Annotated in this window: 19 protein-coding genes; all 19 read left to right on the forward strand. The window is 56.7% G+C overall.

All coding sequences use genetic code 11. The features are described 5' to 3' along the window. The first annotated feature begins 11 nt into the window (after nt 1-11). Nucleotides 12-4,370 (forward strand): PolC-type DNA polymerase III, encoded by a 4,359-nt coding sequence (locus CBW65_RS17195; RefSeq protein WP_087457858.1) that lies wholly within the window; start codon nt 12-14, stop codon nt 4,368-4,370. Between the two features lie 178 nt (nt 4,371-4,548). Then, a complete protein-coding gene (gene rimP, locus CBW65_RS17200; protein WP_087457859.1) occupies nt 4,549-5,010 on the forward strand; it encodes a ribosome maturation factor RimP in 462 nt (153 codons plus the stop codon). A gap of 33 nt (nt 5,011-5,043) precedes the next feature. Then, on the forward strand, nt 5,044-6,183 hold the full coding sequence (gene nusA / locus CBW65_RS17205; RefSeq protein WP_087457860.1) for a transcription termination factor NusA: 1,140 nt from the start codon (nt 5,044-5,046) through the stop codon (nt 6,181-6,183). Between the two features lie 20 nt (nt 6,184-6,203). Then, a complete protein-coding gene (rnpM, locus tag CBW65_RS17210; protein ID WP_269767959.1) occupies nt 6,204-6,491 on the forward strand; it encodes an RNase P modulator RnpM in 288 nt (95 codons plus the stop codon). Next, entirely contained in the window at nt 6,484-6,810 is a 327-nt protein-coding gene (locus CBW65_RS17215) for a L7Ae/L30e/S12e/Gadd45 family ribosomal protein (RefSeq protein WP_087457861.1), read from the forward strand. Before rnpM ends, CBW65_RS17215 begins: the two co-directional genes overlap by 8 nt. 38 nt (nt 6,811-6,848) lie before the next feature. Then, nucleotides 6,849-9,293: a translation initiation factor IF-2 gene (gene infB / locus CBW65_RS17220; protein WP_232463548.1), complete on the forward strand. Its 2,445-nt coding sequence runs from the start codon at nt 6,849-6,851 to the stop codon at nt 9,291-9,293. Nucleotides 9,294-9,408: 115 nt separating this feature from the next. Continuing rightward, the gene (rbfA, locus tag CBW65_RS17225) at nt 9,409-9,795 is read left to right on the forward strand and encodes a 30S ribosome-binding factor RbfA (RefSeq protein WP_087457863.1); all 387 of its coding nucleotides are present in this window, start codon (nt 9,409-9,411) and stop codon (nt 9,793-9,795) included. After that, nucleotides 9,761-10,777 (forward strand): DHH family phosphoesterase, encoded by a 1,017-nt coding sequence (locus CBW65_RS17230; RefSeq protein WP_087457864.1) that lies wholly within the window; start codon nt 9,761-9,763, stop codon nt 10,775-10,777. Before rbfA ends, CBW65_RS17230 begins: the two co-directional genes overlap by 35 nt. Beyond that, nucleotides 10,774-11,688 (forward strand): tRNA pseudouridine(55) synthase TruB, encoded by a 915-nt coding sequence (gene truB, locus CBW65_RS17235; RefSeq protein ID WP_087457865.1) that lies wholly within the window; start codon nt 10,774-10,776, stop codon nt 11,686-11,688. The genes CBW65_RS17230 and truB overlap by 4 nt, the downstream gene beginning before the upstream one ends. 11 nt (nt 11,689-11,699) lie before the next feature. Next, nucleotides 11,700-12,656 carry a bifunctional riboflavin kinase/FAD synthetase gene (locus CBW65_RS17240; protein WP_232463351.1) on the forward strand — a complete coding sequence of 319 codons (957 nt, stop codon included), beginning with the start codon at nt 11,700-11,702 and terminating at the stop codon, nt 12,654-12,656. Between the two features lie 142 nt (nt 12,657-12,798). Further along, on the forward strand, nt 12,799-13,026 hold the full coding sequence (locus CBW65_RS17245) for a hypothetical protein (RefSeq protein WP_087457866.1): 228 nt from the start codon (nt 12,799-12,801) through the stop codon (nt 13,024-13,026). A 2-nt stretch (nt 13,027-13,028) separates the two neighbouring features. Beyond that, the gene (locus CBW65_RS17250; protein ID WP_087457867.1) at nt 13,029-13,250 is read left to right on the forward strand and encodes a hypothetical protein; all 222 of its coding nucleotides are present in this window, start codon (nt 13,029-13,031) and stop codon (nt 13,248-13,250) included. Nucleotides 13,251-13,332: 82 nt separating this feature from the next. Continuing rightward, entirely contained in the window at nt 13,333-13,602 is a 270-nt protein-coding gene (rpsO, locus tag CBW65_RS17255; protein ID WP_087457868.1) for a 30S ribosomal protein S15, read from the forward strand. A gap of 188 nt (nt 13,603-13,790) precedes the next feature. Further along, on the forward strand, nt 13,791-16,040 hold the full coding sequence (gene pnp, locus CBW65_RS17260) for a polyribonucleotide nucleotidyltransferase (RefSeq protein ID WP_087457869.1): 2,250 nt from the start codon (nt 13,791-13,793) through the stop codon (nt 16,038-16,040). Nucleotides 16,041-16,149: 109 nt separating this feature from the next. Continuing rightward, nucleotides 16,150-16,881: a polysaccharide deacetylase family protein gene (locus tag CBW65_RS17265; protein ID WP_087457870.1), complete on the forward strand. Its 732-nt coding sequence runs from the start codon at nt 16,150-16,152 to the stop codon at nt 16,879-16,881. 2 nt (nt 16,882-16,883) lie between these two features. Further along, a complete protein-coding gene (locus tag CBW65_RS17270; RefSeq protein ID WP_087457871.1) occupies nt 16,884-17,861 on the forward strand; it encodes a polysaccharide deacetylase family protein in 978 nt (325 codons plus the stop codon). Between the two features lie 97 nt (nt 17,862-17,958). Continuing rightward, on the forward strand, nt 17,959-19,203 hold the full coding sequence (locus CBW65_RS17275; protein WP_232463352.1) for a M16 family metallopeptidase: 1,245 nt from the start codon (nt 17,959-17,961) through the stop codon (nt 19,201-19,203). An 89-nt stretch (nt 19,204-19,292) separates the two neighbouring features. Next, nucleotides 19,293-19,562 carry a YlmC/YmxH family sporulation protein gene (locus CBW65_RS17280; protein WP_087457872.1) on the forward strand — a complete coding sequence of 90 codons (270 nt, stop codon included), beginning with the start codon at nt 19,293-19,295 and terminating at the stop codon, nt 19,560-19,562. A 147-nt stretch (nt 19,563-19,709) separates the two neighbouring features. After that, nucleotides 19,710-20,588, forward strand: coding sequence for a dipicolinate synthase subunit DpsA (gene dpsA, locus CBW65_RS17285; protein WP_087457873.1), 879 nt, complete (start codon nt 19,710-19,712; stop codon nt 20,586-20,588). The last annotated feature ends 8 nt before the right edge of the window (nt 20,589-20,596 follow it).

Consider the following 20,596-nt stretch of genomic DNA (forward strand, 5'->3'; position numbering starts at 1 on the left):
GTTTTCCCATTATGAGTCTTGTGGATATGAATGGGCAAAGTCTCTCTTTTTTTTGCGAACGTTTGGGGATTAAGGAAGAAGCGGTGATTGAAGAGCTTGCCCGCGGACAATTTGCCGGCCGTGCGGTCGTCAACAAAAAAGACCGTTCCGTCTCCGCGAAAATTACGCTGCCAAGCCGCATTCCCGTTGCTGCGTATGCACGGGTGCAAGGCGCGTTTCAAGCGTATTTTGCCGGTGTGGCGAAACAGGCGAACCTGCGTTTTGAATATGCAAACGAAGAGACCGATGTGCTGGAGCGCGTCCGCGATTACTGGGCGCTGGCTGTCGATCAGGTGCTGGGCGAGGATCTTTCCTTAAAAGGAGAGCTCAAAGAAGCAGCCCGGCTGCTGCTCGATGAGCGCTCGATCCGCGTGCCGGTCACTTCCGACGTCATCGTCAGCCGCGTGAAGCAGAAGCAATATGATGAGCGTTTGGCGAACTGGCTGAAAGACCACTTGAGCCTGCCGCTGATCGTGCAGCTGTACACCGACGAGAGCAAGCGCACCGAAGCGTTTGAAAACTTCCGCTCCCTGGTCGAAGAGCAAGACCGCATCGAGGGACAAAAAGCTGCCGTGGCAGCAGAGGAAGAGAAGCGTCAGGAAGCGATGAAAGGCGGGAAAGACGGCGCACCGCCGGAGAAAGTTGAACTCGGTCATCCGATCGACGACGAGCCGACCAGCCTGAAGGAGATTCAGGACGAGATGCGCCGCGTGACGGTGCTGGGACGAATCTTCTCGGTGGAAACCCGCGAATTGGCATCGGGACGCACGTTGTTCACGTTTAACATCACCGACAACACCGACTCCATCTCCTGCAAGACGTTCTCGAAAGGGGACAAGCAGCTCGATGTGCTCAAGCTGCTCAAAGACGGGATGTACATGAAGGTGCGCGGCACGGTGCAGTTTGACACCTTTGCCAAGGAGCTTGTGCTGATGGTGCAAGACCTGTCCGAACAGCACAAGCCGACCCGCAAAGACACGCGGGAGAAAAAGCGCGTCGAGCTGCATCTGCACACGCCGATGTCTTCCCTCGACGGCGTGGCGCCGGTCAAAGACCTGTACTGCCAGGCGGCGAAATGGGGACATACGGCGATCGCCGTCACCGACCATGGCGTCGTGCAGTCCTTCCCGGAAGCATACAGCGTCGCCAAGAAGAACAACATGAAGTGCCTGCTTGGACTTGAAGCGTATGTGGTCGATGACGGAGCGTCGATCGTCTTCCAATTAAAAGACGGCACCGATGTTACGATCGACACCAACACCGAATGGGTCGTGTTCGACACCGAGACCACCGGTTTGAACGCAGCCGAAAACACGCTGATCGAGATCGCGGCCGTGAAGATGAAAGGTCTGGAGATCATCGAAGAGTGGACAGAGCTGATCGACCCGGAAGTGCCGATCTCGGCGAAGATCACCGAACTCACCCGCATCACCAACGACATGGTCAAAGGCAAACGCAAGCTGCACGAAGTTCTGCCCGACTTCCGCGCATTTGTCGGCGACGGCGTGCTGGTCGCGCATAACGCGGAGTTTGACCTCGGCTTCCTGAAAGCGAGCGCCAAGCGCATCGGCATGGAGCCGTGGCGCAATGTCGTGCTCGACACGCTGTCGCTCGCCCGCAAGATCTACCCGCATGAAAAGAACTACCGCCTCGGCACCTTGGCGAAAAAGTTCGATGTCGATCTGGTCAACGCCCACCGCGCGCTCGACGATACGGTGGCGCTGGCGAGAATCTACCAGTTCATGCTGAAAGACTTGGAGGAGAAAGGCTATGCGACGTTGTCGCAGCTGAATCAGAACGACGGTCAGGTCGACTACAGCCGCATCCGGCCGTTCCATGCCACGATCCTCGTGCAAAACAAGACCGGTCTGAAGAACTTGTACAGGATCGTCTCCGAATCGCACACGAAACATTTCTTCCGCGTGCCGCGCGTGCCGCGCAGCCTGCTCACCAAATACCGCGAAGGCTTGCTGGTCGGCTCGGCCTGCCAGCAAGGGGAAGTGTTCGATTCGATCCTGCGCGGGAAGACGGAAGAAGAGCTGCGCGGTGTGGCGGAGTTCTACGATTATCTGGAAATCCAGCCGCTTCTGCACTACAAGCCGCTTTTGCGCAACGAATCGATCTCCACGCTGGAATCGGTCAAAGAATACCAGCGCATGATCATCCGCGTCGGCAAAGAGATCGGCAAGCCGGTGGTGGCGACAGGCGATGTCCACTTCCTCAACCCGGAAGATGCGATCTACCGCGACGTGTTCCTACAGGCGACCAACGATCCCAACCGCGGGGATCAGCCGCCGCTGCACTTCATGAGCACCGATGAGATGCTGGAAGCGTTTGAGTATCTCGGTCCGGAACTGGCAGAAGAAGTGGTCGTCACCAACACCAACCTCGTCGCCGACATGATCGAAGACGTGTCGCCGGTGCCCGACCAGCTCTACACGCCGAAGATCGAAGGCGCCGAAGACGAGATGCGCAACATGTGTTACGAAAAAGCGCGCCGTCTCTACGGCGATGAGCTCCCGACGATCGTCGAAGAGCGTCTGGAAAAAGAGTTGACGTCGATCATCAAACACGGATTTGCCGTCATTTATCTCATCTCTCATAAGATCGTCAAGAAGTCGCTCGACGACGGCTATCTCGTTGGTTCGCGCGGTTCTGTCGGCTCGTCGTTTGTTGCGACGATGTCTGACATCACCGAGGTCAACCCGCTGCCGCCGCATTACCGCTGCCCGTCTTGCCAGTTCAGCGAATTTATCGCCGACGGTTCTGTCGGTTCCGGATTTGACTTGCCGGACAAAGACTGCCCGAAGTGCAATCATGTGCTGGAGAAAGACGGTCATGACATTCCGTTCGAAACGTTCCTTGGATTTAAAGGGGACAAGGTTCCTGATATCGATTTGAACTTCTCCGGGGATTACCAGGCGCGGGCGCATGCCTACACCAAGGTGCTGTTCGGGGAGGATTACGTGTACCGTGCCGGGACGATTGCAACCGTCGCGGAAAAGACGGCATTTGGCTACGTGAAGAAATATGCGGAGGAAAAGGGCTGGAACCTGCGCAACGCCGAGATGGCGCGGATGGTGCAGGGCTGTACCGGCATCAAGCGCACGACCGGCCAGCATCCGGGCGGCATTCTCGTCGTGCCGGACTACATGGACGTGTATGATTTCAGCCCGATTCAGTTCCCGGCCGATGATAAAAACGCGGAGTGGAAAACGTCGCACTTCGACTTCCATTCCATCCATGACAACCTGCTCAAGCTCGATATTCTGGGGCACGATGACCCGACTGTCATCCGCATGCTCCAAGACTTGACCGGTCTCGATCCGAAAAAGATCCCGACCGACGACCCGCAGGTCATGTCGCTGTTTGCCGGCACCGATGCGCTGACGATCGACCCGGACAACCCGGTCACGCCGCAGAAGATCCGTTCAAAGACGGGCACCTACGGCATCCCGGAGTTTGGGACGAAGTTCGTGCGCCAGATGCTGGAAGACACCAAGCCGAGCACATTCTCGGAGCTGTTGCAGATCTCCGGCCTGTCGCACGGGACGGACGTCTGGCTGAACAACGCGCAGTCCCTGATCCAAAAAGGCGTCTGCAAGCTGAAAGACGTGATCGGCTGCCGCGACGACATCATGGTCTACCTGATCTATGCAGGTCTGGAACCGTCCTTCGCCTTCAAAATCATGGAGAGCGTGCGGAAAGGGAAAGGCCTGACGCCGGAGATGGAAGAAGAGATGAAGAAGCATAAAGTGCCGGACTGGTACATCTGGTCCTGCAAGCAGATCAAGTACATGTTCCCGAAAGCGCATGCTACGGCGTATGTACTGATGGCCGTGCGGATCGCTTACTTTAAGGTTCACTATCCGCTGGAATTTTATGCAACTTACTTCTCCGTCCGCGCCGATGACTTCGACCTCGAAGTGATGGGCAAAGGCTACGACGCGATCGTGGCGAAGATCGAAGAGATTGAAGCAAAAGGCTTCCAGGCCGCTCCGAAAGAAAAAGCGCTGCACACGGTGCTGGAGATGGCTTGCGAGATGACGGCACGGGGCTACAAGTTCCTGCCGCTCGACCTCTACAAGTCGGACGCGACGAAGTTCCAGGTCGTCAAAGAAGAAAACGGCCTGCGTCCGCCGTTTGGCGCACTGGCCGGCTGCGGCGAATCGGCAGCCAAGTCGATCGCCGAAGCGGCGAAGCAGGGCGAGTTCCTGTCGGTCCAGGATCTGCAGGAAAAATCCCGCGTTTCCAAAACGGTGATCGAACTGCTCGAATCGCATGGCTGCCTGCAGGGGATGCCAGAGAGCAACCAGCTCTCCCTGTTTTAGTCTTGCGTGGAAAAGTCGTTCATGCTATAATTTGTATGGCTATGATGTGGAATACTGTCATCGACAAGAGTGGGGAAACCCACTCTTTCGGTTTATCTGGGTGTTTCGCGAGGTGCATACTTTGGAAATACTATTCCCACACACACGACATCTGCTCTCATTCTGAAGGAGGGATAGCATGACGAAGCGTAAAGTAACAGAAATCGTAGAAGAACTCGCAACCCCCATCGTCGAGGGTGAAGGTCTCGAACTTGTCGACGTTGAGTATAAAAAGGAAGGCGCCAACTGGTTCCTTCGCGTATTTATCGACAAGCCGGAGGGCGTAGACATTGATGACTGCGGCCGTGTCAGCGAAAAGTTGTCCGACATGCTGGATGAAGTCGATCCGATTCCGACCAGCTACTTCTTGGAAGTATCGAGTCCGGGAGCGGAACGACCGCTGAAGAAACCCGCCGATTATGAACGGGCGGTTGGCAAACATGTATACATAACAACGTACGAACCGATTGATGGACAGAAAACGTTCGAGGGTGTGCTGGAAGCGTACGACGGTGAGAACCTCACCGTAAAAGAGGCGAAAGCGGCAAAGACGCTCAACTTGGAAGCGGTCGCGTCCGCGCGCCTGGCCGTCGCATTCTAAACGGCGATTCTCGAAAGGAGGAGAGACCATTCTATGAATACAGAGTTTATTGATGCTTTAGAGCAGATCGAGCGCGAAAAAGGCATTTCCAAAGACCTTTTGATCGAAGCGATCGAAGCTGCCCTCATCTCAGGTTACAAGCGCAACTTTAACTCCGCGCAAAACGTGCGCGTCGATGTCAGCCGCCACACCGGTATCGTCAAAGTCTATGCGCGCAAGACGGTCGTCGAAGAGCCGACCGACCCGCGCCTTGAGATTTCGCTGGACGCGGCGGAGCAGATCGACCCGGGCTTCCAGATCGGCGACATCGCCGAGATCGAAGTTACCCCGCGCGATTTCGGCCGCATCGCAGCACAGACTGCGAAGCAGGTTGTCACGCAGCGCATCCGCGAAGCGGAGCGCGGTATGATCTACAATACGTTTGTTGACCGCGAGTATGACATCGTCACCGGTATCGTACAACGTCAGGACAACCGTTTTTATTACGTGGACCTCGGCAAGGTGGAAGCGGTGCTTCCGCTTACTGAAGTGATGCCGACCGAAAAATTTACGCATAACGACCGCGTGAAAGCTTACATCACCAAGGTCGAGAAGACCACCAAAGGCCCGCAGATCATGCTTTCCCGCACCCATCCGGGTCTGCTCAAACGCCTGTTTGAGCTGGAAGTTCCGGAGATCTATGAAGGTGTGGTCGAGCTGAAATCGGTCGCCCGCGAAGCGGGTTACCGCTCCAAAATCGCCGTGTTCTCCCGCAACCCGGAAGTTGATCCGGTTGGCTCTTGCGTCGGTCCGCGCGGCATGCGCGTGCAGGCGATCGTCAACGAGCTGAAAGGCGAGAAGATCGACATCGTCAAATGGAGTGAAGATCCGAAGGAACTCGTGGCCAACGCCCTGTCTCCTTCGAAGGTCGTCTCCGTCGACACCGATGAAGAGAACAAGGTCGCGCGCGTTGTTGTGCCCGACTATCAACTGTCGCTTGCGATCGGCAAGGAAGGCCAAAATGCCCGCCTCGCCGCAAAGCTCACCAACTGGAAGATCGACATCAAGAGCGAATCGCAAGCGGGCGAAGACGGCGATGTGCTCCCGCAGGATGCTGCTTCTTCTGACCACGGTGACTATGCGGATGAGAACTACCACGCAGAAGCTGTGGATGCCGAAGAAGTACGCGACTAGGGAAAAGGAGGGGATCCGCCTTGCAGAAAAAGATCCCTCTTCGCAAGTGCGTCGGTTGTCAGGAGATGAAGCAGAAGCGCGAATTGATTCGCATCGTCTACAACCAGGCGCAGAGTACGGTAGAGCTTGACCCGACCGGCAAGAAGGCCGGCCGGGGAGCCTACATCTGCCGCAAGGCAGAATGCTTAACGCCGGCACGCAAGAAAAAAGCGCTGGAGCGCTCGCTGAAAACGTCCGTATCCGAAGAGATTTACGAGAACCTGGCCAAGGAACTTTCCTTGGTGGATGAGGTGGGTCCGGATGAATGATGGGCGAATCTATAATCTCTTAGGACTGGCGATGCGAGCAGGTGCTCTGACAGCAGGAAATGACGCGTGTATGTCCAGTGTGCGTTCCGGTAAAGCGGCCCTGGCCGTCATTGCAAGTGATACTGGTGGAAATGCCAAGAAGAAGTATGCTGACAAGTGCAAGCACTACGGGGTACCCTTGGTGGAGCTTGGCACAAAAGACAGCCTTGGCCACGCGGTCGGGAAGGCGCAAAACGCCATCCTCGTGCTCACAGACCGCGGCTTCGCACACCGGATTCTGCAATTGACTGGGGAAAACATCGGGGGTGAAGCACATTGAGCAAACTGCGGATCTATGAATACGCCAAACAGCAGAATATGTCGTCCAAAGAGATCATTACAATCCTCAACCGCGTAAATGTGCCGGTTAACAACCACATGAGCGTGATGGATCAGGAGATGATCAGTAAAGTGGAACAACATTTCAAAGATGTGAAGGCCAAAGCAGAACCACAAAAAGGGGATCAATCCTCAAAACAAAATGGAGAACGGAGAAATCAGGGATATATGGCAAATGAGAATTCGAAAGGGAACCCGTCGACACAGTCTCCTCAGGCGAAACCTGAGAACGATAAAGACTACGATAACCTCGTAGATGATCGCGTGGCTTCCCAGCCGCGCAATGAGCGCATTCCGAAGAAACCGATTCCGAACAAGCCGGCCGGCGCGAAGCCTGCAACCGGCGGCACCACGGGCGGCAATCGTCCGAGCACAACCGGCGGCGGCAATCGCCCCGGCGGCCAGGGCGGCAACCGTCCGGGCGGCCAAGGCGGCGGCAATCGTCCGGGCGGCCAAGGCGGCGGCAATCGTCCGGGCGGCCAAGGCGGCGGCAACCGTCCGGGCGGCCAAGGCGGCGGCAACCGCGGTCCGAGCAACAACAACCGCGGCGGAAACAACAACAATCGCGGCGGCGGCGCAGGCCGCGGCGGGAACAACAACAACCGTGGCGGCGGTCGCGGAGGCAACCAGCAGGGCGGACATCGCCCGGCAGCGCCGAAGCAGCCGGAATTGCCGACGAAAATCGAGCTGATGGAAGCGCTGACCGTCAAGGATTTCGCCAAGCTGGTCAAGCGCGAACCGTCGGAGATCATCAAAAAGCTGCTCTTCCTCGGTATCATGGCGACGATCAACAACGAGATCGAAGTTGATGCGATGACCTTGGTAGCAGAAGACTACGGCATCGAAGTCGAAATCAAAGAGCCGGTCGATGAAGAAGCGGTCGACATGCTCGTCGAAGAAGAAAACCCGGAAAATCTCAGCGAACGTTCCCCGATCGTTACGATCATGGGCCACGTCGACCACGGGAAAACCACGTTGCTTGATGCGATTCGTTCCACGAACGTCACCGCATCGGAGGCAGGCGGCATCACCCAGCACATCGGCGCCTACCAAGTTGAGATCAAAGGCAAGAAGATCACTTTCCTCGACACCCCGGGCCACGCCGCGTTCACCACGATGCGCGCGCGCGGTGCGCAAGTCACCGACATCACCATCCTTGTCGTTGCAGCTGACGACGGCGTTATGCCGCAGACGGTCGAAGCGATCAACCACGCGAAAGCTGCGAACGTGCCGATCATCGTCGCTGTCAACAAGATGGACAAAGAAAACGCCAACCCGGACCGCGTGAAGCAAGAGCTGACCGAATACGGTCTCGTTGCGGAAGAGTGGGGCGGCGACACGATCTTCGTGCCGGTGTCCGCACTGAAGCGCGACGGTCTGGAAGACATCCTGGAAATGATCCTGCTGGTGTCTGAAGTGCAAGAGCTGAAGGCCAACACGGACGGCCGTCCGCGCGGCACCGTGATCGAGGCGGAGCTGGACAAAGGACGCGGCCCGGTGGCAACCGTGCTCGTGCAAAACGGCACCCTGCGCGTCGGCGATATTGTTGTCGCAGGCACCACCTACGGCAAAGTGCGCGCAATGGTCAATGACCGCGGCCGCCGCATCAAAGAAGCTGGCCCGGCGATGCCGGTTGAGATCCTTGGTCTCTCCGACGTTCCGAGTGCAGGCGACCTGTTCGTCGTTTACGATGATGAGCGCAAAGCGAGCAAACTCGTCGACAAGCGCGTCTCCAAGGTTCGTCAGGAAGCGATCGGCTCGAACTCCCGCGTCACGCTGGACGATCTGTTCAAGCAGATCAAAGAAGGCGAGATCAAAGAGCTCAACGTCATCCTGAAAGCGGACGTGCAAGGTTCTGTCGAAGCGCTGCGCGGCTCGCTTGAGAAGATCGAAGTCGAAGGCGTTCGCGTCCGCGTGGTTCACCAAGGCGTCGGTGCGATCAACGAGTCTGACATCATCCTGGCGACTGCGTCCAACGCGATCGTGATCGGTTTCAACGTCCGTCCGCAGCCGCAGGCGGAAAAGATGGCCGACTCGGAAAAGGTCGATGTTCGTCTTTACCGCGTCATCTACAACGCGATCGAAGAAGTTGAAGCAGCCCTCAAAGGGATGCTCGATCCGGAATTCAAAGAAGTTGTGCTTGGCCGCGCAGAAGTGCGCCAGACCTTCAAAGTTTCCAAGGTCGGCACCATCGCAGGCTGCATGGTCACCGAAGGCAAGCTCGTTCGCAACGCCGAACTGCGTGTCATCCGTGACGGCATCGTCATCTTCGAAGGCTCGTTTGACTCGCTCAAGCGTTTCAAAGACGATGCAAAAGAAGTGGCGACCGGCTTTGAATGCGGCGTGACCATCGAGAAGTTCAATGACGTCAAAGAAGGCGACATCATCGAAGCCTTCCAAATGGAGCAAGTTAAGATCGTATAATGACGACAGGAGTTGGGTTTCGCAATTGCCAAAGCACCGCTTCGGCTCTTGCGGGGCGCAACTCCGTCATGTATACATAGGCTGTTCACACTCCAACAAGATGAGGTGACCATTCATGGCAAAACTCAGAGTAAGCCGTGTGGGAGAACAGATCAAGAAAGAGATCGTCGATATCGTGCGCACCGAGGTCAAAGACCCGCGCGTTGGATTCGTAACGATCACCGAAGTAGAAGCATCGGGCGACCTGCAGCATGCGACCGTTTTCGTGTCGGTTCTCGGCGATGAAGAGCAGCGCAAAGGCACGATGGAAGCTTTGCAAAAGGCGGCGGGATTCATCCGCGCCGAGGTCGGACGCCGTGTTCGCCTGCGCCGCACGCCGGAATTGCACTTCAAATTGGACACTTCGCTTGATTACTCCACCCGTATCGGCAAAGTCCTGCGGGATATCAAAGAAGGTGAAAAGCAGGATGAGCCTCAATCTGAAACTGAAACCAGAATATAAGACGGCTGCCGACTTTTTCCACAAGCATGACAACCTGCTGCTCCTCGTCCATGAGAAACCGGACGGGGACGCGCTGGGTTCGGTTCTCGGCGCTGCAAAGCTTCTGCAACAGCTCGGCAAAACGGTGACGCTGGTCAACGATGATCCGATCCCGGATAAATTTATGTTCCTGCCGCTGGCCGACCGTTTCCAACTGCCGGAGCAGGTCGAAGGGACATTTCACAACGTGATCTCCTTTGACTGCGGGGACCGCAAGCGCCTTGGCCGCTCCGGCGGCCTGGTAGCAGAAGGAGCCAACCTGCTGAACGTTGATCACCATGTGACCAATGACCACTTCGGCACGGAAAACCTCGTCGACCTCGACGCGGCGGCGACCTGCCAGATCGTCTTCAAGATCGCGCAGCAACTGGGCATGGAACTCGACTTGGATACGGCGACTTGTCTCTATACCGGCTTGGTCACCGACACGGGCGGCTTCCGCTATTCGAATACCACTGAAGAGGTGCTGCTGATCGCAGCCAACCTGCTGACAGTTGGCGTCTCGCCGTACAACATCGTCGACCGCGTGATGGAGACGATGACTTGGCCGCAAGTGCTGCTGATCCGTTCCACGCTCGATACGCTGGGCCGCGATGAGAGCGGTCGCATCGCATGGGTGACGATCACCCGCGAGATGCTGGAGACGGCAGGCGGTTGTGACGAAGACGTGGAAGGGCTGGTCAACTACCCGCGCAACGTGGAAGGCGTAGAAGTCGGCATTTCCTTCCGTGAAGGGCTGCCCGGCAAAGTCAAAGTCAGCTTCCGTTCCAAATACGTCGTTGATGTTGGCGCCATTGCCTTGGAATTTGGCGGCGGCGGACACGCGCGCGCAGCCGGCTGCACGGTTGACGGCGACGTGGAAGCGGTCAAAGCGCGAGTGCTTACCCGCGTGCAAGAAGCGGTCGCAGGAGCGCCAGTGCACCCGGAGGCGACGGCAGAATGAACGGAATCCTCGTCATCAACAAACCGGCGGGCATGACGTCGCATCAGGTTGTGGGCAAGGCGCGGCGGATCTTGAGCATCAAAAAGATCGGTCACACCGGCACCCTCGACCCGGACGTGCAAGGCGTCCTGCCGATCTGCATCGGCATGGCGACCCGCGTCGCCGAGTACCTTCTCGACCAGTCCAAAGCATATCGTGGTGAGGTGACGTTTGGATTCTCGACCACGACGCAGGATGCTTCCGGCGAACCGGTCGAGACGGCGGACGATGTCAGCCTCACCGAAGCGGCCGTTCGCGAGGCGTTCGCTTCGTTTGTCGGTACGATCCTCCAGCGTCCGCCCGCATTTTCGGCGATCAAGATCGACGGGAAGCGGGCGTATGACCTGGCCCGCAAAGGGGAAGAAGTGGAGATCCCGCCACGCGAAGTGACGATTTATAAGCTGGAGATCGAAGAGATGCAGTTGGACCTGCCAAGGCCCAAAGTGCGTTTTTATGTGGAATGTTCCAAAGGCACATATGTGCGGACGCTCTGCCACGATCTTGGACAGCAATTGGGCGTTCCGGCGCACATGTCGGAGCTGTTGCGCACCAAGTCGGGTCCGTTTGACCTGTCGCAGGCGCTCACCTTCGAAACGCTGGAAGAGCTTGTGAAAAATGGCACGATCGGGGAAGTGCTTTTGCCGATGCAGGCGGCGCTTCCGCATCTGCCGCAAAACGTAATCCCGGAAGTGCTGGAGCGTCGCGTCAATAACGGGAGAGAGTTGACCATCAAACGCCAGATTCCGGGAGCTGAGGTCGGGTCGCTTGTGCGGATCGAGAGCCGTACCGGGAAACTGCTGGCGCTGTATCGCGTCACAGAGGTCGCGGACGGAGAACTGCACACGCTGCCGGAAAAGGTGTTTAAAGAGTAGGGGTGAACCTCGTGGAGATCATTCAAATCACCGATCTTCTGGACGGGAATGGGAATACGGCATTTCGGCCGACTGTGATGGCATTGGGGAATTTTGACGGGCTGCATATCGGGCATCAGCAATTGATCGCGCGGGCCAGAGGTTTGGCGGAGACGACCGGGCTACCGGTCAGCCTGCTGACCTTTTATCCGCATCCGCGTCAAGTGCTGGGCAAAGGGGGCTACACGCACCTGCTCACGCCGTTTGATGAAAAGATGCGCGTGATGCAGGAGCTCGGCGTGGATGTCGTCTATGTCGTCAACTTCTCGCTGGAATTTGCCGGCATGTCGGCAGAAGACTTTGTGTACCGCTTTTTGGGAGCGCTGCATCCGCAGACGGTCGTCGTCGGCTTCGACTATGCATTTGGGCGCGGCGGCACGTCAGACACGTCGCAGCTCAAGCAGCTCGCCGAGCAGATCGGCATTGACGTGGACATCGTCGGCGCTGTGAACGCGTATGGCGAGAAGGTGTCTTCCACGCTGATCCGCGAGAAGCTGTCCTACGGAGATGTGCGCCTGGTGCAGGAACTGCTCGGACGCCCGTACGGAATCAACGGCATCGTTGTGCATGGCGAGAAGCGCGGGCGGCTGCTCGGTTTCCCGACGGCGAACATCGAACCAAATGATCCGTATACCTTGCCGAAGAACGGGGTTTACCTGGTGCGGGTGCTGGTACAGAATGTATGGTACGCCGGCGTGCTGAACATCGGCACGAAACCGACGTTCCACGACAACCACCGCCGTACGCTTGAAGCACACCTTTTGAACTTTGAAGGAGACTTGTACGGGCAGACCGTGCGGCTCCAACTGCTCGATTTTATCCGCGATGAGAAGAAGTTTTTCTCCGTCGAGGAGCTGATTGCGCAGATCTCCTCCGATGTGCGGGAAGCGGAGACGCGCCTGCATTCGTTTTCCGGCATATCGTACTAGTTTTCGTGCATACATTTACAGCACGAAGGCTGGTATTGTAGAACATGTCCTACTATGCTATACTACTTTAGTGGTTCTTACTTACATTCCAATGATCCCGGCTCCGGCTCTAAACTGTTCGTGAGCGAGGGGATGGATGAGCGTGAGATACCCGCATGTCGATGAACGTGACGAACGTCTGATGGAATTGTGTCGCGAAGTCGCCCGCATCTGCATCAGCGATGAGTTTAAGCGACTCAACCGTGACCTTGTGAAGTTTTATCGCAAGAGCGGCATGCAAGACGCATTTCTGCTCGCATTTCAAGATTCGCTCTTCTCCATGTACACGGAGATGGATGATGACCGCCAGCTCTCGTTTGAGTATAACTGAGTATGCGAGTCATCGTCACTGATCACGCCAGACAACGGTTGTTTGAAGAACGGCAACGAGGCATCCGCATCGAGGATATCTCGAAAGCAGCGCGGCTGATTCCGGGCATGGTCCCGGTCGCCACACGTTTTCGGGGCTTTGTTTCTTTAGGCGGGCGGGCGTTTGATATCGTGGCGAAAGATATTGCGCAGGGAAGACTTGTCATCACAGTAATCGGCAAATGACACAGCAACCATGAGCGCGGATTGTCCGAGCACACCGACGGCATTCTGGGCCTTGGGGATAACTTAATGGAGGTGTATTGAGATGGCATTGTCTCAAGACGCAAAAAACCAACTGATCGAATCCTTTAAAGTACACGAGACCGACACTGGCTCTCCGGAAGTACAAATCGCAATCCTCACCAACAAGATCAACTACCTGAACGACCACCTGCGCACGCACAAGAAGGATCACCACTCCCGTCGCGGCCTGCTGAAAATGGTTGGTCATCGCCGTAACCTGTTGAACTACCTGCGTAACAAGGACATCAACCGTTACCGCGAAACGATCGGTAAACTCGGTCTGCGTAAGTAATGAATCAAGAAGCGGGAAGAAATTTCCCGCTTCTTCTTTGTATGTCCATGATTTTTATTAGACGAAGAAGGAAATACTGTCCACAGGTGCGAATTACTTAGAGGTTGTGGGTATAGTTTCCACTCATCTCTTTTTCATGAATACATAGGATATTAGGCAAAACGCCAAAAGGAGGCAGTTTTTCTTCTATGCATAGAACGTTTACAACTACACTCGGAGGCCGCACGCTGACGATCGAGACAGGCAAACTCGCGAAACAGGCGAGCGGCTCTGTTCTGGTTCGCTATGGCGAAACGGTGATCCTCTGTACTGTCACCGCATCGAAAGAACCGAAAGACCTCGATTTCTTCCCGCTCACCGTCAACTATGAAGAGCGTTTGTACGCGGCCGGCAAGATCCCGGGCGGTTTCATCAAACGTGAAGGACGCCCGTCCGAAAAAGCGATCCTGGCCAGCCGCCTGATCGACCGTCCGGTGCGCCCCTTGTTCCCGGAAGGATTCCGCAACGACGTGCAGATCGTCGACATCGTCATGTCGGTCGACCAGGACTGCGCGCCGGAGATCGCCGCGATGATCGGCACCTCTGCTGCGCTGATGCTGTCTGACGTGCCGTTTGAAGGCCCGATCGCCGGCGTCATCGTCGGCCGTGTTGATGGACAGCTGGTGATCAACCCGACCGTTCAGCAAACGGAGCAGTCCGACCTGCACCTCGTTGTCGCCGGTACCAAAGAAGCGATCAACATGGTCGAAGCGGGCGCGAAGTTCGTCTCCGAGCAGGATATGATCGAAGCGATCATGTTTGGCCATGATGCGATCAAAGAACTGATCGCGTTCCAAGAGCAAATGATCGCAGAGATTCAGCCGGTGAAAATGGCTGTCGTCCTGCACGAAGTGGACGCTGAAGTCAACGAGCAAGTCCGCGCCATGGCGACGGACAAGCTCAAAGAAGCGATCCGCACCTTCGACAAGCATGAGCGCGAAGCGAACATCTCCGTTGTCAAAGAAGATGTGCGTGCAGCGATGCTCGAACTGCTTGGCGAAGACAACTATAAAGCAAAACAAAAAGACATCGATGAAGTCCTCTACGACATCGTCAAAGAACAAGTGCGCTACTCGATCGTCCACGAAGGCATCCGTCCGGACGGCCGCGCGGTTGACGAAGTGCGCCCGGTCGCGACCGAAGTTGCGATCCTGCCGCGCGTGCACGGCTCCGGCCTCTTCACCCGCGGACAAACCCAAGCGCTGTCGATCTGTACGCTCGGCGCGCTTGGCGATGCGCAGACCATCGACGGCCTTGGCCTTGAAGAAGAGAAGCGCTTTATGCACCACTACAACTTCCCGCCGTTCTCCGTCGGCGAAGCGCGTCCGCTGCGCGCTCCGTCCCGCCGCGATATCGGTCACGGCGCGCTCGGCGAGCGTGCCATCGAGCCGATCATCCCGAACGAAGAGGAATTCCCGTACACGATCCGCCTCGTCTCCGAGGTGCTGGAATCGAACGGCTCCTCCTCGCAGGCTTCCATCTGCGGCTCCATCCTCGCCCTGATGGACGCAGGCGTGCCGATCAAAGCACCGGTAGCCGGTGTGGCGATGGGCCTGATCGCAGACGGTGACAAGATGGTTGTCCTCACCGACATCCAAGGCATGGAAGACCACCTCGGCGACATGGACTTCAAGGTCGCAGGGACCAGCGAAGGCATCACCGCGCTGCAGATGGACATCAAGATCAAAGGCATCAACCGCCAAGTGCTGGAACAGGCGCTGGAGCAGGCGCACCGCGGCCGCGCTCACATCATGGCGAAAATGATGGAAGCGATCTCCGAGTCGCGTCCGGAGCTCTCGCCGTACGCGCCGCGCATCATCACGATGCGCATCAACCCGGACAAGATCCGCGATGTTATTGGACCGGGCGGCCGCGTGATCAACAAGATCATCGACGAGACCGGCGTCAAGATCGACATCGAGCAGGATGGCCGCGTCTTCATCGCCGCGACCGATGCGCAAGCAGGCTATCGCGCGAAGGAGATCATCGAAAACATCGTTGCTGAGGTGGAAGCAGGCGCGACGTACAACGGCACCGTCACCCGCGTTGAGAAATACGGCGCGTTTGTCGAACTCCTGCCGGGCAAAGAAGGCCTCGTGCACATCTCCCAACTGGGCGATGAGCGCGTAGCGAAAACGGAAGACGTGTGCAACGTCGGTGACAAGCTGATGGTCAAAGTCACCGAGATCGACTCCCAAGGCCGCGTCAACCTCTCGCACCGCGAAGCGCTTCGTGAGCTGCGCGGCGAGCCGCCGACGCCGCTGGAAGAGATCCAGCGTCAGGTCAAAGCAGCGCGTGAACGCTCCGGCGGTCCGAGCCGTGGCGGAGATCGCGGTGGTGACCGTGGCGGCGATCGCAACCGCGACCGCGGCGAACGTCCGGCACGTCCGAGAACCTAATCGAACAGCAACACGCCAAGGAACAGAGCCCCGCTCTGTTCCTTTTTTCATTTGGTCTAGTCCTTTTCCAGTTTGCATAGACTGCCAATGAGGTTAGGAGGACAACCAGATGAAAAAAATAATGTACAGAAACAAATTTCATTCCGGCAAACTGGTCGCCGCCTGTGCCGTTTGCCTGTTGATGTTTTCCGGAATCACCGATACGCTGGCCATCAACACCTATGTTCGCGATCTGAAGGGACTGGCCATCCCCGTGCAGACCTACCGCGTCGAGCACCCGATCGTGGCGCTGACGTTTGATGTGTCCCAAGACAGCGACCAAGTTGCGCAAATTTTGGTTAAGCTGCGTGCAGAACGTGCGCGCGCGACCTTTTTCCTGACCGGCGAATGGGTGGAACGCCATCCGCATCTGGCCCGCGCCATCGTCAAAGAAGGACACGAGGTCGGGCGGAGTCTGTACACCAACCGCAAAGCGTCCGACCTGTCCACCGAGCAATTGCGCCAGGAACTGAAACGGACGGACGACGCATGGAGCGCAGCGAACCTGCCGGATGTCGATCTGTTTCGCGTGCCCTTTGGCGAAACGAACGGACAAGTTGCCAAAGAGATTCGTGCCCGCCATGAAAACCTGATCTCCTGGTCGGTCTCCGCCGTTCCGGAGGCCGAGGAAACGGCTGCCGCAGTCTGGAGCGGGCTGCCTGCGGGATTGTCCGCAGGGGACATCGTGCGCCTGCGCGCCGACAAACTCACAGCAGAAGGCATCAGCGCCGTGCTGCAGGGGATTCGCAGGGCTGGATTTGACGTCAAAACAATCTCTTCACTGCAAGAGGAGGTAGAGTGACTGTGAAACGACCATTTTTGATTGTGACGCTGACCAAACGCCGTCTCTTGCTTATGGTGGCGGCGTTTTTGTTTTTGGCAGCCGGACTGGCCATGAGCGGCGAGGAGCAGAAGCAGGTCGCTGTCGTCAACGTGATGGCCGGCATCAGCGACGATGCGCTCAAACAACGGGTCGAACTGCTCGCCAAAGAATATGACCAGAAGCCGATCGACGCCAAAAACGACCCGGTTTGGCGTGCGATACCGGGGCTGAACGGGCTGAAAGTCGACATTGAGGCCACGATTCAGAAAACCAAAGCGGCCGGCGGTGACCGCATCCAAGTCGTGGCGGAACAAATTCCGCCGAAGGTACACTTGAAAGACCTTGGCGCTTTACCGATCTACAAAGCAAATTCGCAAAAAAAGCAAATTGCACTTATGATCAACGTCGCTTGGGGGACAGAATATATACCAGAGATGCTTGCCACCTTGGAAAAGCACCACGTAAAAGCGACCTTTTTCCTCGATGGCAGTTGGACCAAAAAAAATCCGGAAGTCGCGAAACAGATCTCTGCGGCCGGGCATGAGCTGGGCAACCACGCTTACTCGCACCCCGACATGTCACGCATGGGCGTCTCCGATCAACTGCGCCAGATCACCCGCACCAACGCCGTGATCGAAGAGGCGACCGGCATCAAGCCCACACTGTTTGCGCCGCCGTCCGGAGCGTACGCCGACTCCACAGTCGCAACCGCCTACAAGCAGGGCATGTACACGATCCTCTGGTCACTCGATACGGTCGACTGGAAAAAGCCGCCCGCTTCCACGATTGTAAATCGAGTCCTGTCCCGAGCGGAAAACGGTTCGATGGTGCTGATGCATCCGACCGAACCAACTCGCGATGCGCTGCGTACGATAGTACCAAGTCTTCTCAAAAAGGGCTATGGCCTGGTTACCGTTTCTGAACTGCTGGACGAAACGCGTCCGGTGCCATCCTCTTAAATTGGTTCGATGTGGCATCGAACCCGGTTTTTTGCTATAGTAAACCTGATTCAGTCACATAGAAGAAGAGTCTCTCGTTGACAAGAGGAGGATGTTCTTGATTTATCGTGAAGTGCTCCAAAACGGGATACGAGTGGTCATCGAAGAAATTCCATCGGTGCGCTCCGTATCGCTGGGGATTTGGGTCGGGGCAGGTTCCCGCGACGAAAGTCCGCAGAATAACGGCGTTACCCATTTTATTGAACACATGATGTTTAAGGGAACGGATAAGTTGAATGCGCGCCAGATCGCCGAACTGTTCGACGGCATCGGCGGCCAGGTCAACGCGTTCACCTCCAAGGAATACACATGCTACTATGCGAAAGTGCTGGACGAACATTTTGGGCTGGCGCTGGAAACGCTTGGCGATATGGTGCTCAACTCCAAATTTGCGGAGGAGGAGCTGGCCAAAGAGCGCCGCGTGGTCGTCGAAGAGATCAAGATGTACGAAGACGCGCCGGATGATCTGGTGCACGACATGATCGCCGAAGTGGTGTTCCAAAAGCATCCGCTCGGCTATAACATCCTCGGCACGGAAGCCAACCTCAACGCGTTTACGCCAAACGATCTCTTCTCTTATATGGAAGAGAAATACACGACCGACAATGTGGTCATCGCCATTGCCGGCAACGTCAAGCGCGACCACGCGGTGGCTTTGGCGAGCCAACTGTTTGGCCACCTGCAGCCGTCCCGCATTTCGCGCCAGGATGAGCGGGCGGCGTTCCATGCGGGCAAAGCGATCCGCACTAAGCAGACCGAGCAGGCGCACATCGTGCTGGCGGCGCCTGGCATCGCGTATGATGACCCGATGATCTACCCGGTGATTCTGTTCAACAACGTGCTGGGCGGGTCGTCCTCGTCGCGTCTGTTCCAGGAAATTCGGGAAGAGCGCGGCTTGGCCTATTCGATCTACAGCTACCATACCGCCTATAAAGACATCGGCATGTTTGGGCTGTATGTCGGCACCGCTCCGGAACGGGCGCAGCACGTGCTGGACCTTTGTGAAGAGGTGCTTGGCGGCATCGCGCAAAAAGGCATCACCGAGAGTGAGTTGAACAAAGCGAAAGAGCAGGTCAAAGGCTCGCTGATGCTCTCCTTGGAAAGCACGTCTTCGCGCATGTCGAGACTTGGCAAAAACGAACTGCTGGGCCGTCACATCTCGCTTGACGAGATGGTCGACAAAGTCAAAAACGTGTCGCTTGAAGATGTAAAAACAGCGGCGGGCGCCATTCTTGGCGGCAAATTCGCAATGTCGGCAGTTGGTCCTCTCGACGATCTGCGGGCGCCGGGTGAAACGAAATAACAGGATTGACGAAAGGCACCTGAGCCCTCAGGTGCTTTTTCTATTTTCCCGCGCATAAGAGGTAACAAAGACAGGAGGGATTTTTACAGATGAGACTGAGTGAACTGGCGGGCAAAGAATTGATCGACGTGCGATCCGGCACCCGGATTGGGATGCTGGGCGGCGCCGATTTGTTTATTGATGAAGAGAGCGGGAAAATTCATTCGATCGTGATCACCCAAGGCGGCTTTTTCAATAAGAAAAAAGACCAGGCGGTCATTCCATGGGCGGCGATTCACAAAGTTGGCCCCGACATGATTCTGCTCGATTCGTCCCAGGAGGCGCGCTACGCCGGAGCGGTGTTTGGAACCACAGACTAGCCCAGCGCATAGGATATCTCACCTGCAGCGACCCGCGGCACTGGAGATTCCCCGTTTTCTGTGCAGCAAGGTCTCAGGAAGAATTGTCTGTTTGCCTTGAATTTTCTTCTGTTTCGCGTAAAATGTTGTGAAAGGGGTAACCGGAGCATGCTGACAGGGATCAAAATGGCGTTCGTCGGCGGCGACGCTCGCATGATTGAAGTGATCAAGTATGCGATCGAACTCGATGCGAGCATCGTTTTGATCGGCTTCGACCAACTTGAGACCCCCCTCGCAGATACGGTAAAGGCGGAACTTGCACCTGACGTGTTCAGCGACGTAGACGCAATCGTGCTTCCTGTGACCGGGATGGATGATGCAGGCCGCGTGGAATCGCGATATTCCACGGAAGAGCTGGTGCTGACGGAAGAGCACTTTTCCGCAGTCCGGCCAGAGGCGCTCATCTTCACCGGGATCGCAAGGAAGAGACTGTCGGAGGTGTGTCAGACCAAAGGTCTGCGCCTGATCCAACTGATGGAGCTCGATGAGGTGGCGATCCGCAACTCAGTGCCTTCTGCCGAAGGGGCGATTGCGATGGCGATGGAGCATACGGATATCACGATCCATGGTTCACGCTCCGTAGTGCTCGGTTTCGGGCGCTGCGGGATCACCCTAGCCCGGATGCTGAATGGCATCGGGGCGGATGTACGGGTATGCGCAAGGAAAGAACCTGACCTCGCCCGCATTCAAGAGATGGGGCTTGAGGCGTACCCGATGAATGAAATTTTGAAGGCGGTAGGAGATGCGGAACTGATCTTTAACACGATCCCGCATCTGGTGTTGTCAGCCGAAGTGCTGACACGGGTGCCGAGATCCTGCGTGATCATCGACATCGCGTCAAAGCCAGGCGGCACCGACTTTCGCTATGCAGAAAAACGGGGAATAAAAGCAATTCTTGCTCCAGGCCTGCCGGGAATCGTTGCCCCGAAGACCGCAGGGCAGATTTTGGCCAGAACGCTCTGCCGGATCCTTTGGGAACACGCATAACCTGGAGG

It is taken from the genome of Tumebacillus avium (assembly GCF_002162355.1).
GTDB classification, from domain to species: Bacteria; Bacillota; Bacilli; order Tumebacillales; family Tumebacillaceae; genus Tumebacillus_A; species Tumebacillus_A avium.